Annotated in this window: 26 protein-coding genes and 1 pseudogene; 19 read left to right on the forward strand and 8 right to left on the reverse strand. The window is 42.0% G+C overall.

Going from position 1 to position 25,737, the window contains the following annotated elements:
• The first annotated feature begins 84 nt into the window (after window positions 1-84).
• Window positions 85-432: a hypothetical protein gene (locus ACHAL6_RS11635; RefSeq protein WP_395270840.1), complete on the forward strand. Its 348-nt coding sequence runs from the start codon at window positions 85-87 to the stop codon at window positions 430-432.
• A 24-nt stretch (window positions 433-456) separates the two neighbouring features.
• Here the strand turns inward: ACHAL6_RS11635 and xerC are convergent, their stop codons facing one another.
• Together xerC and ACHAL6_RS11645 are read right to left on the reverse strand one after the other, a co-directional pair.
• A complete protein-coding gene (gene xerC, locus ACHAL6_RS11640) occupies window positions 457-1,905 on the reverse strand; it encodes a tyrosine recombinase XerC (RefSeq protein ID WP_395270841.1) in 1,449 nt (482 codons plus the stop codon).
• A complete protein-coding gene (locus tag ACHAL6_RS11645; protein WP_395270842.1) occupies window positions 1,880-2,941 on the reverse strand; it encodes a hypothetical protein in 1,062 nt (353 codons plus the stop codon). The genes xerC and ACHAL6_RS11645 overlap by 26 nt, the downstream gene beginning before the upstream one ends.
• Window positions 2,942-3,065: 124 nt before the next feature.
• Between ACHAL6_RS11645 and ACHAL6_RS11650 the strand changes: the two genes are divergently transcribed.
• From ACHAL6_RS11650 to ACHAL6_RS11660, 3 genes are all read left to right on the forward strand, one after another.
• Window positions 3,066-3,272, forward strand: a complete 207-nt coding sequence (locus ACHAL6_RS11650) for a hypothetical protein (protein ID WP_395270843.1) — start codon at window positions 3,066-3,068, stop codon at window positions 3,270-3,272.
• Window position 3,273: 1 nt separating this feature from the next.
• Window positions 3,274-3,501 carry a hypothetical protein gene (locus tag ACHAL6_RS11655; RefSeq protein ID WP_395270844.1) on the forward strand — a complete coding sequence of 76 codons (228 nt, stop codon included), beginning with the start codon at window positions 3,274-3,276 and terminating at the stop codon, window positions 3,499-3,501.
• Window positions 3,502-3,669: 168 nt separating this feature from the next.
• Window positions 3,670-4,722 carry a hypothetical protein gene (locus ACHAL6_RS11660; protein ID WP_395270845.1) on the forward strand — a complete coding sequence of 351 codons (1,053 nt, stop codon included), beginning with the start codon at window positions 3,670-3,672 and terminating at the stop codon, window positions 4,720-4,722.
• Window positions 4,723-5,001: 279 nt separating this feature from the next.
• Here ACHAL6_RS11660 and ACHAL6_RS11665 read toward each other — a convergent pair whose 3' ends face one another.
• The 5 genes from ACHAL6_RS11665 to ACHAL6_RS11685 all read right to left on the reverse strand — a co-directional run bounded on the left by ACHAL6_RS11665 (window position 5,002) and on the right by ACHAL6_RS11685 (window position 8,049).
• Window positions 5,002-5,472, reverse strand: coding sequence for an HIRAN domain-containing protein (locus ACHAL6_RS11665; RefSeq protein ID WP_395270846.1), 471 nt, complete (start codon window positions 5,470-5,472; stop codon window positions 5,002-5,004).
• A gap of 29 nt (window positions 5,473-5,501) precedes the next feature.
• The gene (radC, locus tag ACHAL6_RS11670) at window positions 5,502-6,113 is read right to left on the reverse strand and encodes a DNA repair protein RadC (protein WP_395270847.1); all 612 of its coding nucleotides are present in this window, start codon (window positions 6,111-6,113) and stop codon (window positions 5,502-5,504) included.
• Between the two features lie 75 nt (window positions 6,114-6,188).
• Window positions 6,189-6,461 carry a hypothetical protein gene (locus ACHAL6_RS11675; RefSeq protein WP_395270848.1) on the reverse strand — a complete coding sequence of 91 codons (273 nt, stop codon included), beginning with the start codon at window positions 6,459-6,461 and terminating at the stop codon, window positions 6,189-6,191.
• Window positions 6,462-6,501: 40 nt separating this feature from the next.
• Window positions 6,502-7,365: an ArdC-like ssDNA-binding domain-containing protein gene (locus ACHAL6_RS11680; protein ID WP_395270849.1), complete on the reverse strand. Its 864-nt coding sequence runs from the start codon at window positions 7,363-7,365 to the stop codon at window positions 6,502-6,504.
• Between the two features lie 66 nt (window positions 7,366-7,431).
• Entirely contained in the window at window positions 7,432-8,049 is a 618-nt protein-coding gene (locus ACHAL6_RS11685) for a tyrosine-type recombinase/integrase (RefSeq protein ID WP_395270850.1), read from the reverse strand.
• Window positions 8,050-8,461: 412 nt separating this feature from the next.
• Here ACHAL6_RS11685 and ACHAL6_RS11690 point away from each other — a divergent pair, with 412 nt between their 5' ends.
• From ACHAL6_RS11690 to ACHAL6_RS11715, 6 genes are all read left to right on the forward strand, one after another.
• Window positions 8,462-9,049, forward strand: a complete 588-nt coding sequence (locus tag ACHAL6_RS11690; protein WP_395270851.1) for a hypothetical protein — start codon at window positions 8,462-8,464, stop codon at window positions 9,047-9,049.
• 81 nt (window positions 9,050-9,130) lie between these two features.
• The gene (locus ACHAL6_RS11695) at window positions 9,131-10,930 is read left to right on the forward strand and encodes an N-6 DNA methylase (protein ID WP_395270852.1); all 1,800 of its coding nucleotides are present in this window, start codon (window positions 9,131-9,133) and stop codon (window positions 10,928-10,930) included.
• Complete coding sequence (locus ACHAL6_RS11700; RefSeq protein WP_395270853.1) at window positions 10,923-12,143, forward strand: restriction endonuclease subunit S; 1,221 nt, start codon at window positions 10,923-10,925, stop codon at window positions 12,141-12,143. Before ACHAL6_RS11695 ends, ACHAL6_RS11700 begins: the two co-directional genes overlap by 8 nt.
• 14 nt (window positions 12,144-12,157) lie before the next feature.
• On the forward strand, window positions 12,158-15,205 hold the full coding sequence (locus ACHAL6_RS11705; protein WP_395270854.1) for a type I restriction endonuclease subunit R: 3,048 nt from the start codon (window positions 12,158-12,160) through the stop codon (window positions 15,203-15,205).
• A gap of 51 nt (window positions 15,206-15,256) precedes the next feature.
• Entirely contained in the window at window positions 15,257-16,039 is a 783-nt protein-coding gene (locus tag ACHAL6_RS11710) for a hypothetical protein (RefSeq protein WP_395270855.1), read from the forward strand.
• Between the two features lie 706 nt (window positions 16,040-16,745).
• On the forward strand, window positions 16,746-17,027 hold the full coding sequence (locus tag ACHAL6_RS11715; RefSeq protein WP_395270856.1) for a hypothetical protein: 282 nt from the start codon (window positions 16,746-16,748) through the stop codon (window positions 17,025-17,027).
• 16 nt (window positions 17,028-17,043) lie between these two features.
• Here the strand turns inward: ACHAL6_RS11715 and ACHAL6_RS11720 are convergent.
• A pseudogene (locus ACHAL6_RS11720) lies at window positions 17,044-17,586 on the reverse strand (IS1595 family transposase); the annotation flags it as partial.
• A gap of 289 nt (window positions 17,587-17,875) precedes the next feature.
• Here ACHAL6_RS11720 and ACHAL6_RS11725 point away from each other — a divergent pair.
• From ACHAL6_RS11725 to ACHAL6_RS11765, 9 genes are all read left to right on the forward strand, one after another.
• Window positions 17,876-18,442 carry a sigma-70 family RNA polymerase sigma factor gene (locus ACHAL6_RS11725; protein ID WP_395270857.1) on the forward strand — a complete coding sequence of 189 codons (567 nt, stop codon included), beginning with the start codon at window positions 17,876-17,878 and terminating at the stop codon, window positions 18,440-18,442.
• Window positions 18,435-19,313 carry a hypothetical protein gene (locus ACHAL6_RS11730; protein ID WP_395270858.1) on the forward strand — a complete coding sequence of 293 codons (879 nt, stop codon included), beginning with the start codon at window positions 18,435-18,437 and terminating at the stop codon, window positions 19,311-19,313. The genes ACHAL6_RS11725 and ACHAL6_RS11730 overlap by 8 nt, the downstream gene beginning before the upstream one ends.
• Window positions 19,314-19,621: 308 nt before the next feature.
• Window positions 19,622-20,260 carry a GntR family transcriptional regulator gene (locus tag ACHAL6_RS11735; protein WP_395270859.1) on the forward strand — a complete coding sequence of 213 codons (639 nt, stop codon included), beginning with the start codon at window positions 19,622-19,624 and terminating at the stop codon, window positions 20,258-20,260.
• A gap of 228 nt (window positions 20,261-20,488) precedes the next feature.
• Window positions 20,489-21,145: a GntR family transcriptional regulator gene (locus ACHAL6_RS11740; protein WP_395270860.1), complete on the forward strand. Its 657-nt coding sequence runs from the start codon at window positions 20,489-20,491 to the stop codon at window positions 21,143-21,145.
• 17 nt (window positions 21,146-21,162) lie between these two features.
• Window positions 21,163-21,993: a sugar phosphate isomerase/epimerase family protein gene (locus ACHAL6_RS11745; protein WP_395270861.1), complete on the forward strand. Its 831-nt coding sequence runs from the start codon at window positions 21,163-21,165 to the stop codon at window positions 21,991-21,993.
• 26 nt (window positions 21,994-22,019) lie between these two features.
• On the forward strand, window positions 22,020-22,847 hold the full coding sequence (locus tag ACHAL6_RS11750) for a transketolase (RefSeq protein WP_395270862.1): 828 nt from the start codon (window positions 22,020-22,022) through the stop codon (window positions 22,845-22,847).
• Window positions 22,847-23,788 carry a transketolase family protein gene (locus ACHAL6_RS11755; RefSeq protein WP_395270863.1) on the forward strand — a complete coding sequence of 314 codons (942 nt, stop codon included), beginning with the start codon at window positions 22,847-22,849 and terminating at the stop codon, window positions 23,786-23,788. Before ACHAL6_RS11750 ends, ACHAL6_RS11755 begins: the two co-directional genes overlap by 1 nt.
• 47 nt (window positions 23,789-23,835) lie before the next feature.
• The gene (locus ACHAL6_RS11760) at window positions 23,836-24,732 is read left to right on the forward strand and encodes a sugar phosphate isomerase/epimerase family protein (RefSeq protein ID WP_395270864.1); all 897 of its coding nucleotides are present in this window, start codon (window positions 23,836-23,838) and stop codon (window positions 24,730-24,732) included.
• Window positions 24,733-24,751: 19 nt separating this feature from the next.
• The gene (locus ACHAL6_RS11765; protein WP_395270865.1) at window positions 24,752-25,711 is read left to right on the forward strand and encodes a D-2-hydroxyacid dehydrogenase; all 960 of its coding nucleotides are present in this window, start codon (window positions 24,752-24,754) and stop codon (window positions 25,709-25,711) included.
• Window positions 25,712-25,737 lie beyond the last annotated feature (26 nt).

Genomic DNA, 25,737 nt, shown 5'->3' on the forward strand with positions numbered 1-25,737 from the left:
TATTGAGGAAAATTGCCTGAAATGGGTACTAAATGGGTACCACAATGCTATGGATTGTTTCTTTTGGATGGAAGGGGGTTCAATATGATCATAGAGATTAAGGATTATGACACTGTAGAGGCAGTAAGAGCTCTAGAAGAGCTGAACATAAACTTTAAAATTCGAGATGACAGAGAAGTATCATGGATAGGAGATAGTCTTCTGCAGGCTTTATTCGATATTACGGAGGTCGGAGACGATGTAAGGGACGATCTGATCATGAATATTCCGAAAATGGCAGCCGAAATCGATTGGATGCTTTATGAAGGGGGAAGTGCAAAGCTCACGCTGATAGATGGGCTAAGAAAGGAATTCTTTTACAACTATCTCAGGAGAAGAATCCAGGAGATCAGTAAAGAGAATGGTGTAGTGTCGATTTTCACAAGGTTATAGAAAAAAGGATATCTACAGATACCCTTAAATCTTCTTTTGAACAGTTTTCTTATCTTTGCTGAAGAGGCTTTCCAGAGAGTCTGAGGCCGTCTGATCAAGCTTTTCCAGAGTATGGGTATAAATGTTCAATGTTGTTGTAATATTGGCATGGCCTAATCGCTTCGAAACAGTTGCAAGATCGATATTCTGGCTCATCAGAAGAGTGGCATTGGTGTGACGTAACCCGTGAAATGATACTTTTGGGAGAAGGAGTTTCTTCTTCTTCTTTTCTTCAAGGATACTACCTTGCTCGATGCTGGAATTATGGCTGGAAATGAATTTGGAAAACCACTTACTAATGGTATCAGGAAAGATTATTGTCCCGTCATCCTGAGTGAATACATAATCCGACTCATTCCACAGGTTATCCAGAGTGACTTTATTGCTGTTCTGCCATACCTTATATTCTCTGAGAATCTTCATCACCGAAGCAGGTAGCATGATTTTACGTTTGCTTGTACTGTTTTTCGGCTTCTTGATGAAAACACCTTTATTAGGAAGATATTGCAGAGCTTTACTTATGGAGACTGAGTTTGTATCCCAATCGATATCCTTCCATTCGAGAGCGTTCAGTTCACCGAGGCGTAGACCACCAAATACAGTGATATAAACCATGGTTCGGTATTTCAGAGGTTCTTCGTTCATGAGCTGCAGAAGATACTCTGTCTGTTCGAGATCGAAATGGGAAGCCTCTTTTCTCTCGACCTTCTGGGGTTGAACACGCAATGCAGGATTACTGACGATGAACTGCCAATGAACTGCTGTAGTCAGGATACTGCTTATGATTCTCTGGTTGAGCTGGATGGTTCGATCCGAGAGTCTTTTTTTTGATTCAATCTTTTCGAAGAGTTTACTGATAGGAATCTGAAGTCCTTCAGATATCTTTTCAGCGATAGATGGATTCATATTTTCTCTGTCCCTGATCTTCTTCAGGTTTTTTCTGTTGATGGAAGAAAGCTCCATCAGAGACTGTTCACTGTAGTTGTTCTTTTTCAATATTTCGAAGAAGTTGGCTTTTGCTCGATACTTGTAGTCGAGTCTTACTCCTTCTTCTCTGAGATTATTGTAAAACTGAATCAGATGATTCGGTGTAAGTCTGCTCAGTTTAATGTGTCCCAGAGCCGGGATAATCCTTTTTTCCAGTTCAGACTGATAACTGAACAGTGTTTTAGGCTCGAGCTTTATTCTCGCATGATCATTGATCCACAGGGTAATGAACTCTTCAAAGGTTATTTTGTTTCCGTCCAGAATAGAACCCTGTAGAACCTCATTTTCAAACAATGCTAGGAGCCTCCTGGCTTCAATCTCCTGTTTATGTGCAGTTAGATGGGAGAGGTTGACGGTTTTCCGTTTATACTTCTTTTTTCCTTTGGAGTCATAACCACAGCTGACGTGAAGTCTATAGGAACTACCACGTTTTTCGATATGTCCCATTTAGTATATCCTCCAATCTGACTTTCAATGATTTCTTGAATTCTTCTACTGTGATTTTGTCGTCCTGGGCTTCTTGCTTTTTGCTCTTAGCATAATCGATCCATGAATTAAATGTATTTTCCCAGATCTTAATATCAGCATCCGAGCCGTTGCTGGCTTTGAGAGCCTTGATATTACGCTGCCTTTCTTTATGACGAGCCTTATATGCAGCATTATAAGCTGCAAGAATGGGATCATCCTTGATCTTGTTTTCATAAGCCAGGGACTTGCAGGAGTCACAGTATGTTTCATCAATTCTGGATCTAGGAGTGAAGACTATCCCACAGTTCTTACAGACATTGAATGAAGAGTTTTCCAGAGCAGCAAAAAAGTCATGGTATACGACAGCCAATATGTCGGTACTGTAAAATACCTTGTTAAAAACATTTTCCATATCCCCGTTCGATTTGATCTGTTTGTTTGCTTCATATTCTATTCTGATTGCACCACTGTATCGGGAAAGAGGTTTGTGAAATTCTGATGCGCAGTTATCGAAGTAGATTTCAAGGGAGCTTTTTGCGCTGTTTACAGCTTCTGATTTCGATTCAAGATAACTATTTAGTATTTTCCAGAACAAGACTTTCGCATTAGTGAATGTATCTCCATGATCATGAAATACTCTTTCGATAAAAGTAATAATCACTTTTTCTGGTACAAAGCTTTTGATTCTGATCTCATTGCTCTGATCAAGATATTGGGTTATTTCAGAAGAGTTGGAGGCGTATCGAATAAGTCCATTTATACCGTAAATCGAAGCAAACTTAAAGAAATCTGAATAGTCAGTGAAGTCATTGTTTATGAAGTTCAGAAAAAGATCACCTCTCTTCTGAGTTATTCTGGTTCCTCTCAATTCAAGCCATTCATTATCCAGAGTTGTGTTTTCAGCATCTTGATTGATTATGCTTATCCGAAAATCCGTAAGTTTACTGTTCATATCCAGTATAAGACTAAGTTCAGGTTCTAAGTAATGTGGATAAATATTAGAAAGATCTGTCATGATAACCCCCTTTAATTTGGCGAAATTATATAAAATATTTTAATAGCATCGCTTGACGTGATTAAAAATATCTAATATAATTAGATCAAGAAAAATGACAAATGTCAATAGACGAGGTGAAAATATGAACAGAGAATTATACGAAAAAGCAGTTCAAGCCCGACAGGTTTCCAACATGAAAATTGCAATGGAAGCTGGGATATCTCCTTCGGACTTTTACCAAGCCCTAAAAGGGCTTAAACCGTTCTTCCCCCGATGGCGGGACTCCTTATGCGAGGTTCTGGATTTACGCGAAGAAGATCTTTTTCCAGAAGAAAATAGTGAGGTGTAGTATGGGTAGAAAAATGCTCATTAAAGAGGCGTCTGTCACTCTGGGGTTATCTCAAAACGCTCTACGAAATGCCATCAGAAGAGGTGATGTTCCGTTCCTCATGATCGGAAACAGGTACGTCGTGGACGTGGAACTTGTTGAGAAGACACTCGAAAGAACATCTCTTGAAAATATGCTGGCTAAGCAGAATATCGCCAAGGAGTATAGGCTAAGGAAGGTGAGCGAATAAAAAGCACACCGCTGAAGCTTAGGAATACTAACAATCAAAACTCATCAGCCGTAATTAATTTCTGTGGATTATAATATAGCAATATTTCAGGAAAAAAATTCAGTGAAATCGTAAGAATCGGATCAGGTAAATCCTGATCCGATCCTTCGTAAGGAAAGGTGAAAATGAATGGCAATAGACATGGTGCGAATCTTCATCAGCGGCGTTGGCATCGATGCACTAAACCACAAGGCTTCTTCATGGAAAAGAAGTCGATTCTATAGACAGGACTGTGAAACGAAGTACAAGAAAAGACAGGAAAAATATGGTTTTGGTACTCTATCAATGGATTCTGGATGCATCCACATTGAATACATGAGATATGCGGAAAAAATGGGAGATCTTCTTCTTTCCCTTTCTTTGCCTGATCTATATTTTGGTAATAATGCTTACTTTTACTTCCACACAGACTACGTCGAACTTGCTGGTAAGATTCATAATGAATTACGATATGCTATTGACGTAAAAAAACTTCCACCATGGAGTGAATGGGGACTTTCCAGAGACGAGTTGACAGTTGATATCACGGACACTTCAGAAAATAACAGAAGGCGTTTCGACACTCTCGCTAAACTCAAAAAGCTTCCCTATCAAATTGCAGATTTAACATATAAGAACGAGGGATCGATATACTTTCATACCGGGAAAAACCGCATGAAGTCAGGTCGGCAGCTAATTGTATATGATAAGAGTCTTCAGCAATCCATAAGAGGAATTAATCTGGAGCAAACACTGAATCTCCCACAAGGTTATTCTGTTCTGCGAGTGGAAGAGAAGACAAAGGGTAGTCCTCTAAAGACAGATGTCAAGAAAACCTTAGCCAACTACGAGTTTCCAGAAGGGTTCACCAGGCTGGAAATCGCCTTGAGCAAAGAACATCAGATTTTCCATATTAAGAGCTTCCTTTCTTCCTTAGGACTGGATCGAATTATTACGACCAAGTATAAACTGTACGCCATCATTGATGACATGAGTGCATTATCCCGTAAGAGAAAGAAGACCTGCAAGCGTGTCCTGCGTTACCTCAATGGAGAATTCAAGAATATTAGCCTGTCTGAGAGAACGATAACTTCTTATAAAAAAATCATTCTTCAGACTGGATTCCACTTTCTCTATGCGGAAAGCGACATTCTTCCAGTTCAGATAGAGGATGAAACCGGGCAGTGCGTCTTAATTCATTAAAGATCAGTGACACAGGAAATGCCTTTACCTATGATTCAATCTAAGTATCTTATAGCACTAAATCACCTCACTGGATACAACATTAAAAAAACGAATATATATTCATTACAGCATGGTTCCAATGGAGCATCATACCCTTTCAGATTAGAAGAATGGTTCAGAAAACAATAAATAGCATCGGATCCTCTATCAGATGCTACTAGCGAGAGACAGAAACATAAAAGCAAAAAAGAGAACAAAAGGGAGCCTGAGTGGTTCCCTTTTGATTGATGCAATTAATCATCTTATGTCAGCAAGGCTGAACTCATAGTTTACTCCAAGATACCTTCCTCTTTCCGGATCACCGGTTATCTGAGAGATCAGGACTATTGCTTCATGGCCCTGATCCAGATAAGGTGCGATTCTTCTTGCCCATTCTCTGGATACATAACCGATCTGTGCTTCATACCGATTCTTAACTTCAGCGATAATTCTGATGGCATTCTTGTCGTATGCATTGTCTTCTTCTCTCTGAAAGAACAGGCGTATATCCTCTTCATGGCAATTCAGAAGCGATCTTAGCGTATCCTGTCTGTTCTCATAAGTCGTTCCATGGACTTTGCTGTAGTACACTGGTTGCATGCATCGGACGGTTCTCCAGGCCATCTGGAGGCAGACTCTCCAGCTTAGACAGCTTCTTCTGAAGGTATACCATGCTCTCCTCATAACTGCTCTTGCAATCTTTCTTCTCTTCATTTCTTTTTCAGACATACTAATACCTCCTTAAATACGGGATGGGTTCAAAGAAACCCATTCTCTCTCAGACTGTAATGGTAGATGTCTCCGATGATCACATGATCAAGCAGTGTGATTCCTAGAATTTTTCCACATTCCTTAATTCGCGCAGTGGCGCTGATGTCCTCCTGACTGGGCATCGTCTCCCCGGAGGGATGATTGTGTACGAGGACGATGGAAGCAGCACTTTTCCGGATCGCGAGCTTGAATATCTCACGTGGACTGACGATGGAGGCATTCAGAGATCCGATGGAAGCGGTCTCTATGGAAATGACCTTGTTCTTGGTGTTCAGGAGAAGAACCTTCAGATGCTCCTCCTTCAGGAATCGCATCATGGGTATCATGAGGGCTCCGATATCTTCGGGTCCTTTGATCATGTATCCTTCCGGATTTCCTTTTACGAATACTCTCCTGGAGAGTTCCTGAATGGCCTTGAGCCTCTGGATTTTCTTAATGCCTAGACCTCTAATAGTGAGGAGTTCCTCCTCAGAAGACTCCATCAGCACTCCAGGAAGACTCTGGTACTGATCAAGCAGAGCCTCCGCAATACTTTCTGAAGACCTTTCATTTATGACTATCTGCAGCAGTTCCTTATCTGTTAGATTCGAATAATTCATTCTGATTGACTCCTTTTCAATTTATTTCTTTAAAAGATCAAGAGGCCGGATATACCAGCCTCTCATGATTTCTTCTCAATATTCTTCAGGTAGAAGAAATGTCAGATGTGAAACGTCGTCGATACACCAGAACCGGATCCCTTCATGCTCAAGAACCTGAAGGTAATCAGCACCGTCAGAGCTCTCTACACGCTGTTTACGGATCATATCCAGAGAAACTGTGACGAGCAGATCACAGCTCTCCTGGAAGGCATTTCTGAAGCCTCTGGTGATATAGATCTGTGAAATGAACGTATAGTCTCCTCCGCATTCCTGTGGAAGCAGTTGGACCGGATTGTACTGTTTCATGTTTCCTCCTTTACAGCAGAAGTTCTTGCGACAACGGATGCTAGATGGCAGACACCTCCTTCTCGATTCCCGGATCATGTTGAGCAGTGAAGTGACTGATGATGTCAGAGGATACCTTCTGGACCTTGATGCCTATGGCGGCAATATCGGTTGTCTTGTCTTTCCAGGATTCAATGTAGAGCGCGGAGTAGTCTGAAGTATCGATTCCGAGAAAGCGGCAGACAATGTATGCGGAACTTTCTGCAATCACCTCGGATGCGCTGTAGGACTCCTGTCCTTTGTAGGAAGTGTGATGAACATGGTGTGCATACTCATGAATCAGTGTCTTGATCTTCTGCACAGTGGACAGATCGGAACGGATCCTGATACGCTGCGAAGAGAGGTTATAACTGCCTTTGGAGGAGAGGTGCTCCACTTCGATGATCTTCAGCGGAATGTTCGATCTGAGTTCTTCATAGATTTCCTCCTCTCCCTTTACGGAGTGACGAAGCCCTGTAATGATGAGCGGAAGATGCTCTTCGCTTCCATCCGTCTGAGACAGATCAAACACAGATACAAGTCGGAACCCTCTGATGAAGGTAGGATCTTCTTCAGAATCGGGTTCCTTTTTCTTTGAAATGACCGGAGCAAGTATGCGAAGCCCTTTCTCCCCCTTTCTGACCTGCCGTTCGAGGTTCTGCCACTTCCTGTATCCGGCAATGAATGTGGCTGACGGATTCTGAGACTTGATCAGCAGGATGTTGTGGAAACTGTAGTTGTGAAATCTGGACTGGAAGTCAAGATACTCGGTCCATGCCTTGCTGGAGCTGAGATTGGAAATCGTGTCCTGAAGTGTCTGATAGGCATCCTCTACAGTCATGGATGCTGCCTGATGGCTGATTTTTCTTGAAATGTTGGTGTTCATTGTTCAATCCTCCTTTTAATGCTGAAAAATAAAAACCTCCTTCATGATCCATATGGATGAAGGAGGCTAGAGATTTATGCTGTTGTAGATGTCTTCGATGACTTCCTTGGTGATGCCGATATAGCGGAGTGTCGTAAGCTGACTGGAATGGTTCAGCATCTTCTGCAGAGTGGAGAGAATCATGGGATTCGATCCAGCCTGACTCACATAGATGTGATAGGCAAACGTCTTGCGCAGGGTATGTGTGCCGTAGTTTCCTTTTATGTGGAGTTCCCTGAGCAGATTCTTGATGATCTTGTGCGCTGAGGACACGGAGAGATGTCCACCCTTCTGACTGGGGAAAAGATAGCAGTCGGTATTGATCTCAGAAAGGCCTTCCAGATAATACGTGATGGCGGCTGAAGCGTTTCTGTTCAGCGTGAACTCGCGTACCTTCTTCGTCTTCTCCTCCGTGATTCTGACCGTTTCTCTCACATCTGACCCTGAATACACTTCAGAGATCCTAAGCTTCAGGAGATCCCCTGCACGAAGACCTACATTGATACCCAGGACAAACATCAGATAGTCCCTTCTGTTGTCTTTGCCACGAAGATACTGTTTGATCTTCTCGATGTCCTTCATTTTCTTGATCGGTTCCACCTCCTTCGGTTTCGGTATGCCACGACTGTTCACATTCTTGTACATGTTTGTACCTCCTCGAAAATGATAATATATATATAAAACCAGCGGTAAGCTGGCATTATAAACTGGAAATCCTTTGAATCTTTCTGTTGAAATAAAGAAAACCGTTGGTATTCAATGGATTTAGGAAAACATATAAAAGCCAGCTAATGTACTTTGTTGGCATTTCCACAGACCCCTAGGCCGTTAAACGTTCTGAAGATCTTCACAGAAAGGTGGCAGGACCCCCGGAAAAATTTTTCTGTTTTTTTAAGACATACTGGCACTCTGATATCGAAATGAAATGATATATAAGACTTTCACTCAAAGATATGGTATAAATGTTGGTTTTGTAATGAAACACAATAAAACTAATTTGATATACTGGAACGTAATATGAGATAATAATTCTAAACGTACTTGGAGGTATCGGATAATGTTTGGAGGAGTTCAGAATACGGTTATACTGACCATCGATATCTGGCTGAATGGGATTATTGCAGCAGTTGCAGTCCTGGGATTTGCTGCAAGTCTATATTTCTCAAGAGCATCTCTTCGTAAAGTGCATGAACAGATAAATCTTCAGAACCGTCCTGTTCTGAAACTAAGAGTGCTTACTGAGATGAAACCGAAAAGACAAGTGGAGATCATAAATATCGGGACAGGACCCGCATTCAATGTGAAGTACGTTTCGAGTATTATGGAAGAGAGTTCGGGCCTATTGGGGCTTAAAGTCATGAATGCCCATGAGATCGGTTCTCTGGGTGTCAATGAGGCCTATCAGCTGGAGTTTAATGAAGACATCGGTTTTCCGGCTGTATATATCAAATACGCAAAGGAAATGACGGATATGGAGCATGATCTGTTTACGCCGATTCTGTACGAAGATATCTTCGGTGAGCGTTATGTATCTGAAAACAGGGTCAAGGTAGGTTATGATAATGTGCTGATCTATAAGTCCAATCCGCCCAGAAATCTGACAAAAGAGGAACAAAGAAAAGTGAATGAGCTGTCTGCGAAATGAAGCAGATCGCTATGGCAGCTGAAGCTACATACAATATCAACAATCATGAAGAAGTAAGAAGAATAACAGGGGGAACAAACAATGAGTGAAGTGGAAGTATTTGAAACCGGAGTGGAACTTAGAGCGAAGGTGGGAATCAACATAGCAGAAAAATCTTCTGTCATATGGAACATTGCAGACATGCTGAGAGGGCTCTACAAGCCCCATGAGTACGGTAACATTATTATCCCTATGACGGTGATCAAACGATTCAACGACTGTCTGAAGCCCACCAGAGAGGCAGTGCTGAATACTTATGAGCAGGTCAAGCATTTTGAGGTGAAGGACGGCTTCCTTCGAAAGGCTTCCGGTTACCAGTTCTATAACGTAAGCAGATTCGACTTCAATAATCTTCTTGCGGATCCGAACAATATAGAAGAAAACTTCAGAAGCTATCTTGCCGGATTCTCCGACAACGTCCAGGAAATCCTCGAGAACTTCAAATTCGATGTGGAGATCAGAAATCTTGCCGACAACGGGAAGCTGTTCTACATCATCCAGGAGTTCAACACGCAAAAGGCCGATATGAGCCCTGAGAAGATCACTTCCGTCGATATGGGGTATATCTTCGAAGACCTCATCAAAAGGTTCTCAGAGTCCTACAATGAGGAAGCTGGAGCCCATTTCACATCAAGAGACATCATCTATACCATGGTGGATCTTCTTGTGGAGTCAGAGAGGGTTTCTCTCATCAATGACGGAGTAGTCAAGACCGTTTACGATATGGCAATGGGGACAAGCCAGATGCTTGGCTGTATGGATGAAAGACTGACCCAGTTTGACAAGGATGCTGAAGTAACGTCATTCGGGCAGGAGATCAATCCGCAGACCTTCGCCATCGCAAAAGCTGATGCACTGATCCGTGGAGAAGATGCGGATAACATGAGAAAGGGAGATACTCTCGCTGATGACAAGTTCAGTGGATATACCTTCGACTTTGTTATATCGAATCCCCCCTTCGGAATTGACTGGAAATCCTCCAAACCTGCTGTGGAAAAAGAGGCGAAGACCGGAGACAAAGGGAGATTCGGCATGGGACTTCCTCCAGTATCCGATGGACAGATGCTCTTTACGCTGAACGGCCTGAAGAAGCTGAAAGATACCGGAAGAATGTGTATTGTTCATAACGGCAGTCCTCTATTCACCGGAGATGCGGGATCAGGACCTTCCGAGATCAGAAGATACATTCTAGAGAATGACTGGCTGGATGCCATTGTGCAGCTGGGAACGGATATGTTCTACAATACCGGCATCACAACGTATCTATGGGTGCTGGACAAGGACAAGCCTTCTTATCGTGCTGGTAAGGTTCAGCTCATTGATGCATCCAACTGCTTTGAAAAGAGAAGAAAGTCCATTGGAAGTAAGCGAAATGATATCACAGACAATGCAAGAGACCTTATCATCAAGACCTATCTTGAATTTGAAAACAAAGAATACGAAGATGGAAATCTGAAAACAGAGTCCAAGATATTCGATACCGTAGACTTCGGATTCAATAAGATTGTCATTGAATCTCCTGAAAGAGATGAGAACGGAAAGATGATCCTGAAGAAAGGTAAGCCTGTAGCTGATAAGAGCCTGAAAGATACGGAAAATATTCCACTGACAGAAGACATCGATGTCTATTTTGAAAGAGAAGTAAAACCTTTCAATCCAGATGCGTGGATCGACAAGGGTAAGACCAAGGTCGGATATGAGATTCCATTCACCAGATACTTCTATAAGTACGTTGCTCCTGAAAAGTCTGAGGTGATTGCTGAGAGAATTCTGGAAGTGGAAAAGGAACTCATGGCTTCTCTGAGAGCTCTTTTTGAGAAGGATGGTGAAAAGAGTGAGTAGAGAGATGAAGAATAGTGGCGTTGAATGGATTGGAGAGATACCTGATGATTGGGATTTAGATAGAATAAAGAATATTCTCATTGAAAGAAAAGAGATGAATAAGCCTGTGAAAACTGACTTTATACTTTCTCTTACGAATGATAGAGGTGTTATTCCATATTCAGAAAAAGGCGATATTGGGAACAAATCAAAGGAAGATTTGACATCTTATAAATTAGCTTATCCAGGAGATATTGTACTAAATAGTATGAACGCTATTATTGGTTCTATAGGATTATCTAAATATTTTGGAGCAGTAAGTCCAGTTTATTATATGCTAAGACCTCGAAGTGACACTGATAATGTTGAATATTTCAACTGGCTTTTTCAAACAAAACAGTTTCAGGAAAATTTAAAAGGGTATGGCAATGGAATAATGGAACTTCGCATGAGAATATCTATGGGTAAATTAAACACCATTTTGATACCATACCCAAATAGATATGAGCAAATAAAGATATCTCATGTAATAAGTGAGAAAGTCGAAAAAATCGACTTTATACTCGAACAAACAAAATCAACCATCGAAGATTACAAACTTCTCAAGCAGTCCATCATCACAGAAGCGGTGACAAAGGGACTGGAAAAGAATGTGGAGATGAGAGATTCGGGTATAGAGTGGATAGGAGAGATTCCGAGTAATTGGGGAATAGTAAAATTAAAGAATATTTGCTATATGAAAAGCGGTGATAACCTGATTTCTGATCAAATAGAACAAGAAGGTAAGTTCCCTGTATATGGCGGTAATGGTATCAGAGGGTATTACAATGAATATAATAGAGAAGGTGAATCGATACTTATTGGGAGACAAGGTGCATTATGTGGAAACATACAGTTTGCGAATGATCGATTTTGGGCTACAGAACATGCATTGGTAACTAAAATTAAAGAAGAGTATTCCTCATCATTTTACTTCTATTTCCTTCAATTCATGAACTTAAATCAATACTCTCAATCAGCAGCTCAACCTGGATTGTCTGCCAAAGTAATACTTAATTTAGATGTATGCATTCCACCTGTTAATATCCAAGAAGCAATTGCTGAAAAGCTACACAATAACTTGAGCAATATAGATATATTAATTGAAAAGAAAGAGTCATTAATAGATGAACTACAGTCATATAAGAAATCAGTCATCTATGAATACGTAACCGGAAAGAAAGAGGTTAAGTAAAGGGAGGGATCATAATGGAATATAAGGAAATACGATTCGAACAGGACATTGAAACCTACCTGCTATCTCCAGCCGGAGGCTATCAGAAAGGTGACATGAAGAAATACGACAAGGATAAAGCACTGGATATGGGAACGTTAATCACCTATGTGAAGGCTACTCAACCCAAGGAATGGGATCGCTTTGAGCGTATGACGGTATCCGACATCGAGAAGAAGTTCTATAAGGCTATCAACGATGCCATCACCAATTTCGGGCTCATACACGTCCTCAGACACGGTTTCAAGTACAGAGGCATAGACTTCAGGGTAGCCTACTTCAAACCCGAATCTGAGCTGAATATGAGGCTCTGGGACCTCTACAGAGAGAATACGCTCCATGTGACCAGGCAGTTCCGTTATTCCAATGACAACAACAACTCCGTGGACATGGTATTGTCCCTGAACGGCATTCCGATCGTCGCTCTGGAGCTCAAGAATCAGCTCACAGGACAGTCCATCGACAATTCCAGGAACCAGTACATGTATGATCGCAATCCCAAAGAGCTGGTATTCCAGTTCAACAGAAGAATCCTCGTCTACTTCGGTGTGGATCTCTATAACGTCGTCATGACCACCAGACTTGATGGAAAGAAGACCTATTTCCTTCCCTTTGATCAGGGAAGCGCAGGAGCCGGTGCAAACGGCGGTAAGGGCAACCCCATGAATGCCGAAGGGTATGCCACCTCCTATCTCTGGGAAAGAGTCCTCCAGAAGGATTCCCTCCTCGACATCATTCAGAAGTTCATCCATCTTCAGGTCAAGGAAGTCAAAGTCGTGAAAGACGGAAAGGAAAAGACCGAAAAGAAGAAGACCCTCATCTTCCCCAGATATCATCAGCTGGATGTGGTGAGAAAGCTCATAGCAGATGTGAGAGAAAACGGAAGCGGAAGCAACTATCTGATTCAGCACTCTGCAGGATCAGGAAAGTCCAATTCCATCGCCTGGACAGCCTATCGACTGGCCAGTCTTCATGATGATGACAACCGATCCATCTTCGCATCGGTCATTGTCGTGACGGACAGAAAGGTCCTCGACAGTCAGCTTCAGGACACGATTTCAAGCTTCGAGCACCAGTCAGGACTGGTGGAGACCATAGGAAACAACAAGACCTCCAAGGACCTCAGAGATGCCATAAACGACGGCAAACGGATCATCGTGACCACTCTACAGAAATTCCCTGTGATCTATCAGGAGATCGATGACAACAACGGAAGAAACTTCGCCATACTCGTGGACGAAGCGCATTCCAGCCAGACAGGCCAAAGCGCCATGAAGCTGAAGACAGCTCTTGCAGACACCCAGGAAGCGCTACGGGAGTATGCGGAGATCGAAGGGAAGCTGGAATCAGAAATTCTGGACGGAGAAGACAGACTGATCCAGGAAATCATCACACATGGAAGACACAGAAACCTGAGCTTCTTCGCATTCACGGCAACACCTAAGGAGAAAACGCTGGAGATGTTCGGGACAGAAGCGCTGGACGGAACCTTCCACCCTTTCCATGTATACAGCATGAGACAGGCCATAGAAGAAGGATTCATTCTGGATGTGCTGAAGAACTATATGACCTATCGGACCTGCTTCAGAATCGCCAAGAAGACTCCAGACAATCCAGAGGTTCCGGTTTCTCTTGCAGCCAAGACCGTCAAGCGATTCGAGTCGCTTCATCCGCATAACCTGCAGCAGAAGACGGCCATCATCATAGAACACTTCAGAAGCATCACCAAGGACAAGATCGGAGGACGAGCGAAAGCCATGGTCGTCACGGCTTCCAGACTCCATGCTGTGCGATATTACCATGAATTCAAGAACTACCTCGAAAGAATGAACTACGACGATGTGGACATTCTGGTGGCCTTCTCCGGTGTCGTGAAGGATGGTGAGGCAGAATATACGGAATCAGGCATGAATCGCAGCAAGGATGGAACCCCGGTCAACGAAAAGCAGCTTCCGGAAGTCTTCCATGATGACTTCAACATGCTCATCGTTGCTGAGAAGTACCAGACCGGATTTGATGAACCCCTTCTCCACTCCATGTTCGTGGACAAAAGACTAAATGGAGTGAAGGCGGTACAGACCCTGTCAAGACTGAACAGAATCCACCCTGGAAAGAACGATACCTTCATACTGGACTTCGTGAACACCAATGAGGACATCCAGAAGGCCTTTGAGCCCTTCTATGAGGAGACGAGCCTCGGTGAGGAGATAGACGTCGACAAGATCTATCTCAGCAAGGAGAAGCTCAGAGAGTACAAGTTATACAATGATGCGGATATCGAGAAGTTCGTGAAGATCAACTTCAAGCCCGGAAATCAGACTGCTGTGGATCTTGGAAAGATGACGAGTCTTCTGAAGCCCATAGTGGATCGCTACAACGATCTGAACACCAACGACAGATACATGTTCAGGCGTAATATCCGTAGCTTCAACAAGTGGTACACCTACATCACGCAAATCACGAGAATGTTCGATATACCCCTTCACAAGGAGTTCACCTTCACTTCCTATCTGGCAAGGCTCATTCCACCCACAGAGACGGAGAAGCTGAATCTGGACGAGAAGCTGAAGCTGGAGTTCTACAAACTGGAAGAAACCTTCAAAGGCGATATCACGCTCAATCCAACTGAAGATCATCTGCATCATGTCATAGGAGGAACCAAGGAGAAGGAAGATGACAAGAGGGATCTTCTGGGAGAGATCATCAACAAGATCAACCTGCTCTTCGAAGGGAAGTTCAATGAGTCCGACCGTGTGATCGTGGAAACGCTCTACAATAAGATCATGAAAGAAGAAAACAATCTGGAGAAGCAGGCAAAGCACAATGATTCAGAGATCTTCGAGAAAAGCATCTTTCCAAAGACATTCGACAAGGCAGCGCAGGACAGCTATATGGAATCCATGACCCACTATACGGAAGAAATGAAGTCATTCACAAGACTCTTTGAAGATAAAGCCTTCTACAATTCTGTCATGCAGGTCATCGCCAAGGAAGCCTATAAGAACTTAAGAACAAGGACCTGATGAAATAGAAAATGCAAATACTTTGAAGGGTGAAGGAGAGGATATCTGTATATGGAGAAAAAAGAGACAAAAGGCATTGTAGTAGATGGTCTTATTATTGCTTTTCTTACTGCATATTCTTATTTGCTTTCGTATCGATATCAGGATGGATATTATAGCTTCTTCAATCTACCTTCATTCTTGATAGAGATAAGAATAGAGAACGTTCTAACTTCTTTCGTTTCAATTTTAGGATTTGCTTACTTAATCTACATAGTAGTTAGCATAATCACTGGAATTATCCCTGACACATCTGATCCGATAATTGTTAAATTAGTGTTTAAGTATATTTATTTTGGAACCATTTCAACAATTAATTCAATATTAGGTGCTCATATCTATAAAGACCCCTATAATATATATATAATACTTATTGGAGGTATGTTTATTATAGATTTTTTGGTCCCCTTTATTACTCAAAGAAAGTTAAAAGGTTATAAAAACAAAGTGGTTGCAGAGTATAATAAAACTCTGAAAGCCATTGATACCTTTGAGTATAAGAAATCAATTAATAATAATATTAGGAGATACTTCCCTTCGCTTCCGCTGATTTTGGTAACTGGATATATGGTTAGTTCATTAACTTTTCAGTTAGGGAGCTATAATGCTCATAAGCAAGATACATTCACAACGATTAATGACGAAGTTGTTATATTAGGTACTTATAATAATGATTTTATCGCTAAAGAATTAGATATCGCCCAAAGAACTCTCGAACCTGATTTTTACTTAATTTCAGATCTGAATAATAATCGATATATAAAAAAGAACATAGGCTCCCTAACTGTAAAGTAATCAGTTTCTAGGAAAGACGTGTTCAATGGAGATGGTCTTTGAAATGTGAATGGAAAGGAGATAGGCTCCTATATGGAATCCAAGGAGTATTTAGCAGCAGGGAAGTATAGCAAAATAGGTGTGCAATGAGAGGCTCGCTGAAAGCCTTAGGATACTCCAGAGAGACGACTTTGTTGAAATGAGTTTTTAGACAGGGATGTCCGAAGACGAGAAACGGATAGTATTGAGCCGAAGATCAAGTTTAAATGGGTACTAAATGGGTACTAAATGGGTACTAAATGGGTACTAAAGATTCAAAAAAGCATAAGAAGTTACAAGAAGATAATTAAGGTGCATCATCTTAAATGGCATGAATAAAGGGTTTATGAAGAGTAGTAGTAAGATAATGAAAACAGTCTTTCTGATTCGTAATCAGCAGGTCGGCGGTTCGATTCCGCCTAGTAGCTCCATACAAGTAATTGCAATGATTTTGATGATTCAAGTCATTGCTTTTTTTATTAAGAAAAAAAGTAAATCAGCTGATTTAACAAATTAAGGATTGATTTTTTAATGAAGAAGAAGATGTTATTGATTTCGTAAATACTATAGTTGATTTAGATAAAGAAGATACCTTGTTTTGATTAAAAAATATATTGTTAATTTACAAATAAAATGAAACGTGATAAAATTTCATTAAATTCAGATAATTCAAAAGGGGGAAATGTCATTGAAAACAAAGGAAGTTGCTCTATCCATCATTCTAAATGCCTTTTTAGGGTACTTATGGTTATTATTCATTGACCACATTGTTAGAGTGGCAAATTCAATGGAAAATACATTCATTGTTGGTGGACTAATCATTTTAATCGGAACGGCTTTGTTTTGGGAAATTGTAAACAGGGTAACTCCTTTTAATAAATATAAAATTACTCATCCAGTAAAATTAGCAGGATTTATTTCCTTCGGTTTAGTGGTCGTTGTAGATTTATTCGTATTGAATTTAATCTAACTAACCACGAAAGTCTTCAACAAGTTGAACAATCAGATTTTCTACAAGCGGAAATAACATTTGTTCAACTTGTTTTTCATATGGTAATTTTCCCTAATTGAAGCCAACGAGACCAGTAGAGCTAGGTATCCAAATATATATTAGCCACGTCTTGAAATCTTTCCATTCAATCTTCCAAACGTCTATGAAAGTAATAGACGTGTTGTAGGTGGTATATGCCTTTTTTGACATAACCTTCTTTGCTCACATTAACAGTTTCTTGTTTTAACCCTTAATTAAAGCGAACTTCTTAAAATTTGTAGCTGGATCTGTGCACAGCAAAGCAGATGGGTCTTTATATTGCCCAATTACGATATCTGTTTTTCTGATTGTACACAACCACGACCAGCTTTCCAAGCTACTACGTTACTATTACGGACTTGGACTACAACCACAGCAATTTTATGGTTGGAAGTATCTCTCTTTGGGTCTTTGCCACCAAGCTCTTTCGGTTCCCTATGTCTTATCTTTCGTTTACTTTTCATTGACTCTATAAGAAGGTTTCGTCACCCTTGACAATGTTCAATTAGATGTATAAAAAAAGGCCTATAAACCGCAAAAAAGTGGTTTATATGGTCTTTTAAACTTTATAAGTTTAAATTGCTCAAAAGGTCTGTTAATACTTCTTTCGTTATACCAATATATTGTAATCTAACAGAAGGAGTACTATGATTGAGAACCTTTTTAAGTTGAGCTTTGCCTTCATCATAAGATATTTTCAGTGGGGTCAGAAATAGTGTCAGAAATATCTTCATATAAGCTAATATATATAGTAAGAAGGTAATTTTTGAAAGGTAGGTGAATTTTAGTTGTCGGATCGCGAATTGATGAAAATGATTGAAAAGAATCCGGATAAAGGGATTGATCAGATGATGACCTTATATATGGGCATGGTCTACAATATTGTGAAGAATAGAATATCCACTTTCTCCTCAAAGGAAGACGTGGAGGAATGTGTGATTGATGTATTTCATGAGATCTATAGGCAGAGAAATGCCATTGATCTTGGAAAAGGTTCCATCAAGGGATATATTGCGGTGATTGCAAAGCGAAAAGCCATTGGTCTGTATAGAAGCAGAAATGATAAGGAGACTTTTTCCGTGTCATTCGAAGAAAAGTATATCAGTCCTATAGAATCCAGTCATTCAGGAATTGACGATGTTCTGATCGAGAAAGAGGATATAGCGGAAATCCTAAGCCTGATAAAGACCTTAAGGGAACCAGACAGTGAGATTTTCATACGAAAGTACTATTTCAGACAGAGTACCAGATCCATATCCCATGAACTGGGCATCAGAGAAAATACCATAGACAAGAAAGTGTCCAGAGGTCGAAATAAATTGAGAAAACTGCTGGGAGGGAATGATAATGGATGAAAGAATAAGCAGCGTCCTAGATGAACTGGATGAAAAAGAGACATCCGATCTTCTGAGTGGAGAAATGGAGTTTCCTATAGACGAGATCACAAGAAGAAGAATCGCCTCTTCTGTGAAAAAGAGAACCGGTGCAGAAAGAAGGGGCCAGAGAAACTCCAGGGGAATCTGGGTAGTGGGAGCTTCGATTATGCTGATGGCATTTCTGGCTTTCTTTTCTTTCGGCGAGAAGGACCTTGTCGTTACAGTGAGAAAAGTCATGGAATTCATTCCCGGCTATGGCGTGGCAAGTCCTGCAGAAGGACTTGGAGGGGACATACCAAAGCAGGTGCTTGATCTGGTGGAGAACTTGAGAGCAGGTCATAATCTCACAAAGGAGAAGTACACCATCGGTGAGAAGGGGTATAAGGTGAACTATATCAGAGAGATTGACCTTAGCAGGAACTATGAATCCATGAACGATATCATGGAAGAGAAAGAGGAGTGGCTTTTTATTGTGGAAGACAAGAAGGAGTCATACTACAGCATCCTCATCGGAAAAGACTGGGGTAGATATACTGTCCTGATGTCTGGTGGGGCCGCAGAAATGTTCTATCATACCTTATCTCTTGCTGATCCGGATCGAACTGGAGAAATTGACCTCCTTTTCTATGGAGGAGACCAGTACCTGATCAATGAAAGGCATATGGTCTATCAGATTCCAGCCACTAGAATGGATTACGAAAGGAATCCGGAAATATTTGACAGACCTCTCGATGAAAAGATCTGTCTGGAGCTGATTTTGGTAAACTATGAGGAATCGCTAAATATAAACCCGCCATACCAGTTGGGATCCATCGGATTGATGGAACAATATGATGAAATGAATAGATAGAGAAAATGAACCAGCGCTAGAACTGGTTCATTTCTTCATACATATGATGTTTCTGGGTTAAAGCTTGTTGCTTATTTTTTTGAAGATAGAGTTATATTTCTGACATTGCAATCAGAATATGATTTATATAATGGATTCATAGAGCTTTTTAGAAGTTTGCTCTTATCATTTGTACGTACATTAGTTATAATGTAAGCAGTGAAAGGTTTAACGAATTAATCAGATCTGATTGCTGTGTTATTGGTGACTTCAGAGATGAGAGATTCAGGTCATAAAGTCGGAGAAGACAGACTGACAAGGAGGAAAAAATGAAGTTTTCGGGATTGAAAGAATATGTCTATCATGAACTGAAGAAAAAGCTGATCAGCAATGTGATCAAACCAGGTGAAAGAATATATGAAGAAATCATAGCAGAGGAGCTGGAGGTCAGCAGAACGCCTGTAAGAGAAGCAATCAATCAGCTCGTAGCAGAAGGGTTTGTAGAGAACAGACCGAGAAAAGGAGTCTTTGCTGCGGTTATTTCGAAAAATGAACTGGCAAAGATGCTGGATGTCAGAATTGCCCTTGAGAGCCTGGCAATCAAGCTCTGCTGTGAGAAGATCAATGAAGATCAGATCGATGAACTGCAAGATATCATGAAGAATCTGGAGAAAATGCTCAGAAAGAAAGATTTCATCCAGGCCAGTCAGTGGGACAGTAAAATTCATAGATATATTGCAGAAGTAGCGGACAATAAGAAGCTGTCCTCCTACATCAATGATATACAGGATGTTTTCGCTTATACCAGAGGGTATAACATCAAATGGACAGATAAGAAGGTGGAGAGGTCCATCGGAGAACACAGAAAGATTGTGGAAGCCATAGCCAATAAAGACGAAGAGCGCGCAATAGGAATCGTCAGAAAAGACATCGAATCCATGAGAGAATATCTAAACGAAGAAGAATAGAGGAACACATCAGGATGCACAAAGTGCATCCCTTTTTTGCGCTTCTTAATTGACCATAATAATCAGAATTCTTGATTCAATAATATAAACATGGAATTTATTGAAGAATTTAACTGAAAAGGTTTGCGAATATAAAAGATTCATGTATAATAACAGTAGATTATAAATTATACATTATACATTATAATTTATAAGATGATTTAAATGGGTAGACGGGAAGTGCGTTAAGTGAAAATATCAGGGTTGAAAGAATTTGTCTACCATGAGCTGAAAAAGAAGCTGATGAGTAGCAGTATCAAACAGGGAGAACGAATCTGGGAAGAGGAGATCGCAAAGGAATTCGGCGTCAGTCGAACCCCGGTGCGGGAAGCGATCAATCGACTGATTGCAGAAGGATTTGTGGAAAACAGACCAAGAAAAGGAATCTTTGCAGCGGAAATCTCAAAAGAAGAGCTGCTGAAAATGCTTGATATCCGAATCGTTCTGGAAGAGTTGTCTGTCAGGATGTGCTGTTCCATGATCAGTGAAGAGGAAGTGGAAGAACTCAAAAGCATATATCATGAATTCAGCATGAAGCTGAAAAGCGGAGAGTACGGAAAAGCCAGCGAGCTGGACAGCAAGCTTCACAAATTCATTGCTCAGGTATCAGATAATCAGAAGCTCATAGAGTATATAGATGATATCCAGGATTTCTTTGCTTATACACGTACAGGTGTCGTGAACTGGACCGAAAAGAAAGTGGAAAGATCCTTGAAAGATCATCATGAACTCATTGAAGCAATCTCGAAGAGAGATGAAGCGAAAGCCATGAAGTTCATACTTCAGGATATAGAATCCATGAGAAAACTGCTCAGTTCCTACGAGGAACTGGCGGTAATTATTTAATGATAGGAGAGAAAGGCATGAAGTTATGTTATCAGGTGGCTACACCGGATGTGAAGATAGATGAATCTGTTACGGCATACCAGGGACCACTGGAGAAGAGCTTTAAGGATCTGTCGGAACTGGGATATGACGGTGTTGAACTTATGACACTGAATCCCAAGGAACTGGACTGGGAAGAGGTGAAGAGTCTTCTTGAAAAGTATCATCTTCAGGCTGCTCTGGTCTGTACAGGTGAGATCTTCGGTCAGCTGAAGCTCAGTTATACGGATCCGGATGAAGAAATAAGGAAAGAAGCCATCAGGCGTACGAAGGAAATCATCGATTTTGCAGGTTTTCTGGAAGCGGATATCAATATCGGTAGAATCAGAGGACAGTACAATAGAGTCTTATCCAGAAAGGAAACCTGGGACCTGGCGGTGGCAGCGTTCAAGGAGATCAGCATCTATGCAGAAGAGAGAAAGGTCAGAATCGCACTGGAGACTGTGACGATCATGCAGACCAACTTCATCAATACATTGGAAGAGGGACTTCAGATGGTGAAAGACGTGGATGAGGACAACTTCAGACTCATGATGGATATCTTCCATCTTAATCTGGAAGAGAAAGACATCTACGATGCCATAAGAAAGTATCAGGACTATAACATCCATGTGCATCTGGCGGATAACAACAGACGTTATCCAGGGCACTGCGGTCTGGACTTTGAAAAAATCATAAAGACATTCAAAGAATGCGGCTACGACGGCACCTATAGTACGGAGATCTTCCAGATTCCCGATCAGGAAGTGGCAGCCAGGGAGTCCATCCGGCACCTGAGACCCATTCTGAATGCGGTATATCAGAAATAGAAGAAACAAAGGAGGAAAGAAAGGAAATGACTGAAGAAAAAGTACTGGAACTGAAAGAACTGACCTTACGATTCAGAAATGATCTCATAGATATTCTGCATCATATTCAGACGGGACATCCGGGTGGTTCTCTATCCGCAGCGGAAATCGTCACCACACTGTACTTCGATAAACTGAATATCGATCCGAATAACCCGAAGGCGGAAGGGAGAGACCGGTTTATCATGTCAAAAGGACATGCCTGTCCGATGCTCTACATCAATATGGCGGAAAGAGGGTTCTTCCCCAAGGAGGATCTCATGACGCTCAGACAAACAGACAGTCATCTGCAGGGTCATCCATGTGCGCATAAGACACCAGGCATCGAGCTTTCAGCAGGTCCTTTAGGACTTGGACTTGGAGCGGGTCTTGGTATGGCACTTGGCGAAAGAATGAAGAAAAGCGATGCATACACCTACGTGCTTCTGGGAGACGGAGAAGTACAGGAAGGCGGAATCTGGGAAGCAGCCATGGCGGCTTCCAAATACAAGGCGAATAACCTCATTGCGATTCTGGATCACAATGGTGTTCAGCTGGATGGTACCCTGGAGGAAATCATGACCATAGGAGATATTGGAAGCAAGTTTGAGTCCTTCGGCTGGAATGTGATCCGCTGTGATGGACATGATATCGCCTCCTTCTCCAATGCTGTAGATGAAGCCAGAATGTCAGCAGACAAACCGAGCATCATCATTGCAGAAACCGTGAAAGGAAAAGGCGTATCCTTTATGGAAGGAAAAAACATCTGGCATGGCAAAGCCATCGGGCCAGAGGAATACAAGATAGCGAAAATGGAACTGGGAGGGCAGAATTAATGGGAAAGATGATCGCGATACGTGATGCATATGGTGAAGCCCTGCAGGAACTTGGCAGAAGAAATGAGAAGATCGTGGTACTGGAAGCGGATGTGGGGGGTTCCACAAAGAGCATTCTTTTCGGAAAGGAATTTCCTGAAAGATACTTCAATGTGGGCATCAGCGAATTCAACATGGTTTCCATGTCTACAGGTTTTGCAAGTCAGGGATTCACTCCTTTTGTTAATACATTTGCAGTATTCATGACCACTCGTGGGATTGATCCGATACAGACACTTATTGCATACGACTCTATGAATGTGAAGCTGTGCGGAACCTATGCAGGCCTATCTGACTCCTATGATGGTGCAAGTCACCAGGCCATCACCGATATGGCCTTCATAAGATCCATTCCGAACATGACCATCGTCTCTGTCAGTGATGCGGTGGAAACGAAGAAAGCGGTGGAAGCCATTTCGGAATTCAAAGGACCGGTCTATCTGAGACTGAGTAGAGCAGCGGCTCCTGTGTATTTTGATGAATCCTATGCCTTCGAAATCGGCAAGGGTGTAGCGCTGAAATCCGGTGAAGATGTGACTTTGATCGCCACAGGAACCATACTTCATAATACACTGCGTGCAGCAGAGCTTCTGCAAGAAGAAGGCATCAAGGCAACCGTTCTGAATATCCATACGGTGAAACCTATTGATGAGAAGATCATTACAGATGCGGCAGAAAAAACCGGTGCAGTGGTGACCGTGGAGGAGCACAGCATCTATGGAGGACTAGGCAGCGCAGTGGCTGAAGTGCTTTCAAGAAAATGTCCTACACCGATGGAATTCGTGGGGGCAACAGAGTTTGCGGAATCCGGAGACTATGATGAACTTCTTGAAAAATACGGATTCAGTCCGGAAGCCATCCGGGATAAGGCCAAGGAAGCCATAGCGAAGAAAAAATTATAGTTTAAAATGTGAAAAAGTTACGGTGAGAAAGAAAGCGAGGACAAGATATGAGAGAATCTATACATAAATATTTCCAGATTGGAACCATCCAGTTCATGAGCTATGCTGGTCTGGATGTACTGGAAAGCATAAAGACCATAGCGAAGGATGATTTCTTCGATGCAGTGGAAATCGGACAGATCAAAGACGATGCAGTAAGAGAAGAGGTAAAGAAAGTTCTAAGACAGTCCCATCTCAAGGTATGCTACGGAGCACAGCCAAGAATCCTTGGACCCAAGCTGAATCCCAATGCCATCGAGGAAGAGGAGAGAAAGAAAGCGGAAGCTACTCTCATGGAAGCTCTAGATGAAGCAAAGGAGCTTGGCGCTACAGCCATAGCTTTCCTTTCAGGAAAGTGGGAGCAGGAAACGAAGGATCAAGCCTATGCGCAGCTTCTGAAAACCACAAGAGCGGTGTGCGATTATGCGAAAACACTGGATATGAACGTGAACCTGGAAGTATTTGATTTCGACATGGACAAAGCGGCCCTCATCGGACCAGCGCCCTTTGCGGCGAAGTTTGCCCAGGATATGAGAACAACACACAGCAACTTCGGACTGCTGGTGGATCTTTCCCACTTCCCCACCACCTATGAAACATCAAAGTTCGTCATTCAGACACTGAGACCTTACATCAGTCATTTCCATATCGGAAATGCCGTGGTGAAGGAAGGCGCTGAGGCTTATGGAGACCAGCACCCAAGATTCGGATTCCCGGACAGTGCAAACGATGTGGAAGAACTGGTTGATTTCCTGACAGTACTGAAGGAAGAAGGCTTCTTCAATGCGAAGAACCCCTATGTGCTTTCCTTCGAAGTCAAGCCATGGGGAGACGAAGATCCGGCCATCATCATGGCGAACACCAAGCGCGTGTTAAGACGTGCATGGGCATTACTTGAAGATTAGGAATAGGGAGGATATAGAATTGAAGATTGTAGTATTAGACGGATATACAGAAAACCCTGGAGACTTATCCTGGGATGAGCTGGGTAAGTTCGGAGAACTTACCGTATATGACAGAACAAAAGCGGAAGATGTGGTTGCAAGAATCGGAGACGCGGAAGTGGTCTACACAAACAAGACACCCATCACCAGAGAGACCCTTGATGCCTGCCCTAACGTGAAATTCATCAGTGTGCTTGCCACCGGATACAATGTGGTCGACGTGGAAGCCGCCAGGGAAAGAAACATTCCTGTGACGAATATCCCAACCTATGGAACAGATGCTGTCTCACAGTTTGCCATCGCACTGCTCCTTGAAATGTGTCACCATGTAGGCGAGCATTCCGAGGCGGTGAAAAACGGTGAATGGACAAACAATGCGGACTGGACATTCTGGAAGCATCCGCTCATAGAACTAGCAGGCAAGACCATGGGTATCATCGGATTCGGAAGAATCGGACAGGGAACAGGTAGAATCGCACAGGCATTAGGAATGAAGGTTCTGGCCTACGATGCGCATACAAGACCTGAACTGGTCACAGATACCTGTAAGTATGTGGAGCTGGATGAACTTTTCAGAGAATCTGATTTCATCTCTCTGCACTGTCCATTATTCAAAGAGACAGAAGGAATCATCAATAAAGACAACATCGCAAAAATGAAAGATGGTGTCAAGATCATCAACACCAGCAGAGGACCTCTGATTGTGGAAGAAGATCTTAAGGATGCGCTGAACAGCGGCAAGGTGAGCGGAGCTGGTGTGGATGTGGTTTCAACAGAACCGATAAAGGCTGATAACCCCCTCCTTGAGGCGAAGAATATCTACATCACTCCACATATCGCCTGGGCACCAAAGGAATCAAGACAGAGACTCATGGACATCGCAGTGGACAATCTGAGAGCATATGCTGAAGGTTCACCGATCAATGTAGTCAATCTCTAAAAACACACTTGAAAACCTGAAGGATG

The sequence above is a fragment of the Proteiniclasticum sp. C24MP genome (assembly GCF_043951855.1).
GTDB lineage: Bacteria > Bacillota > Clostridia > Clostridiales > Clostridiaceae > Proteiniclasticum.

Coding starts and splice junctions, on each gene's coding strand:
- ACHAL6_RS11710 (WP_395270855.1), top strand. CDS start 15,257: ATGGAGAAAAAAGAGACAAAAGGCATTGTAGTAGATGGTCTTATTATT.
- ACHAL6_RS11745 (WP_395270861.1), top strand. CDS start 21,163: ATGAAGTTATGTTATCAGGTGGCTACACCGGATGTGAAGATAGATGAA.
- ACHAL6_RS11675 (WP_395270848.1), bottom strand. CDS start 6,461: ATGAAACAGTACAATCCGGTCCAACTGCTTCCACAGGAATGCGGAGGA.
- ACHAL6_RS11680 (WP_395270849.1), bottom strand. CDS start 7,365: ATGAACACCAACATTTCAAGAAAAATCAGCCATCAGGCAGCATCCATG.
- ACHAL6_RS11695 (WP_395270852.1), top strand. CDS start 9,131: ATGAGTGAAGTGGAAGTATTTGAAACCGGAGTGGAACTTAGAGCGAAG.
- ACHAL6_RS11730 (WP_395270858.1), top strand. CDS start 18,435: ATGGATGAAAGAATAAGCAGCGTCCTAGATGAACTGGATGAAAAAGAG.
- ACHAL6_RS11705 (WP_395270854.1), top strand. CDS start 12,158: ATGGAATATAAGGAAATACGATTCGAACAGGACATTGAAACCTACCTG.
- ACHAL6_RS11685 (WP_395270850.1), bottom strand. CDS start 8,049: ATGTACAAGAATGTGAACAGTCGTGGCATACCGAAACCGAAGGAGGTG.
- radC (WP_395270847.1), bottom strand. CDS start 6,113: ATGAATTATTCGAATCTAACAGATAAGGAACTGCTGCAGATAGTCATA.
- ACHAL6_RS11650 (WP_395270843.1), top strand. CDS start 3,066: ATGAACAGAGAATTATACGAAAAAGCAGTTCAAGCCCGACAGGTTTCC.
- ACHAL6_RS11655 (WP_395270844.1), top strand. CDS start 3,274: ATGGGTAGAAAAATGCTCATTAAAGAGGCGTCTGTCACTCTGGGGTTA.
- ACHAL6_RS11690 (WP_395270851.1), top strand. CDS start 8,462: ATGTTTGGAGGAGTTCAGAATACGGTTATACTGACCATCGATATCTGG.
- ACHAL6_RS11735 (WP_395270859.1), top strand. CDS start 19,622: ATGAAGTTTTCGGGATTGAAAGAATATGTCTATCATGAACTGAAGAAA.
- ACHAL6_RS11635 (WP_395270840.1), top strand. CDS start 85: ATGATCATAGAGATTAAGGATTATGACACTGTAGAGGCAGTAAGAGCT.
- xerC (WP_395270841.1), bottom strand. CDS start 1,905: ATGGGACATATCGAAAAACGTGGTAGTTCCTATAGACTTCACGTCAGC.
- ACHAL6_RS11750 (WP_395270862.1), top strand. CDS start 22,020: ATGACTGAAGAAAAAGTACTGGAACTGAAAGAACTGACCTTACGATTC.
- ACHAL6_RS11665 (WP_395270846.1), bottom strand. CDS start 5,472: ATGTCTGAAAAAGAAATGAAGAGAAGAAAGATTGCAAGAGCAGTTATG.
- ACHAL6_RS11760 (WP_395270864.1), top strand. CDS start 23,836: ATGAGAGAATCTATACATAAATATTTCCAGATTGGAACCATCCAGTTC.
- ACHAL6_RS11645 (WP_395270842.1), bottom strand. CDS start 2,941: ATGACAGATCTTTCTAATATTTATCCACATTACTTAGAACCTGAACTT.
- ACHAL6_RS11660 (WP_395270845.1), top strand. CDS start 3,670: ATGGCAATAGACATGGTGCGAATCTTCATCAGCGGCGTTGGCATCGAT.
- ACHAL6_RS11755 (WP_395270863.1), top strand. CDS start 22,847: ATGGGAAAGATGATCGCGATACGTGATGCATATGGTGAAGCCCTGCAG.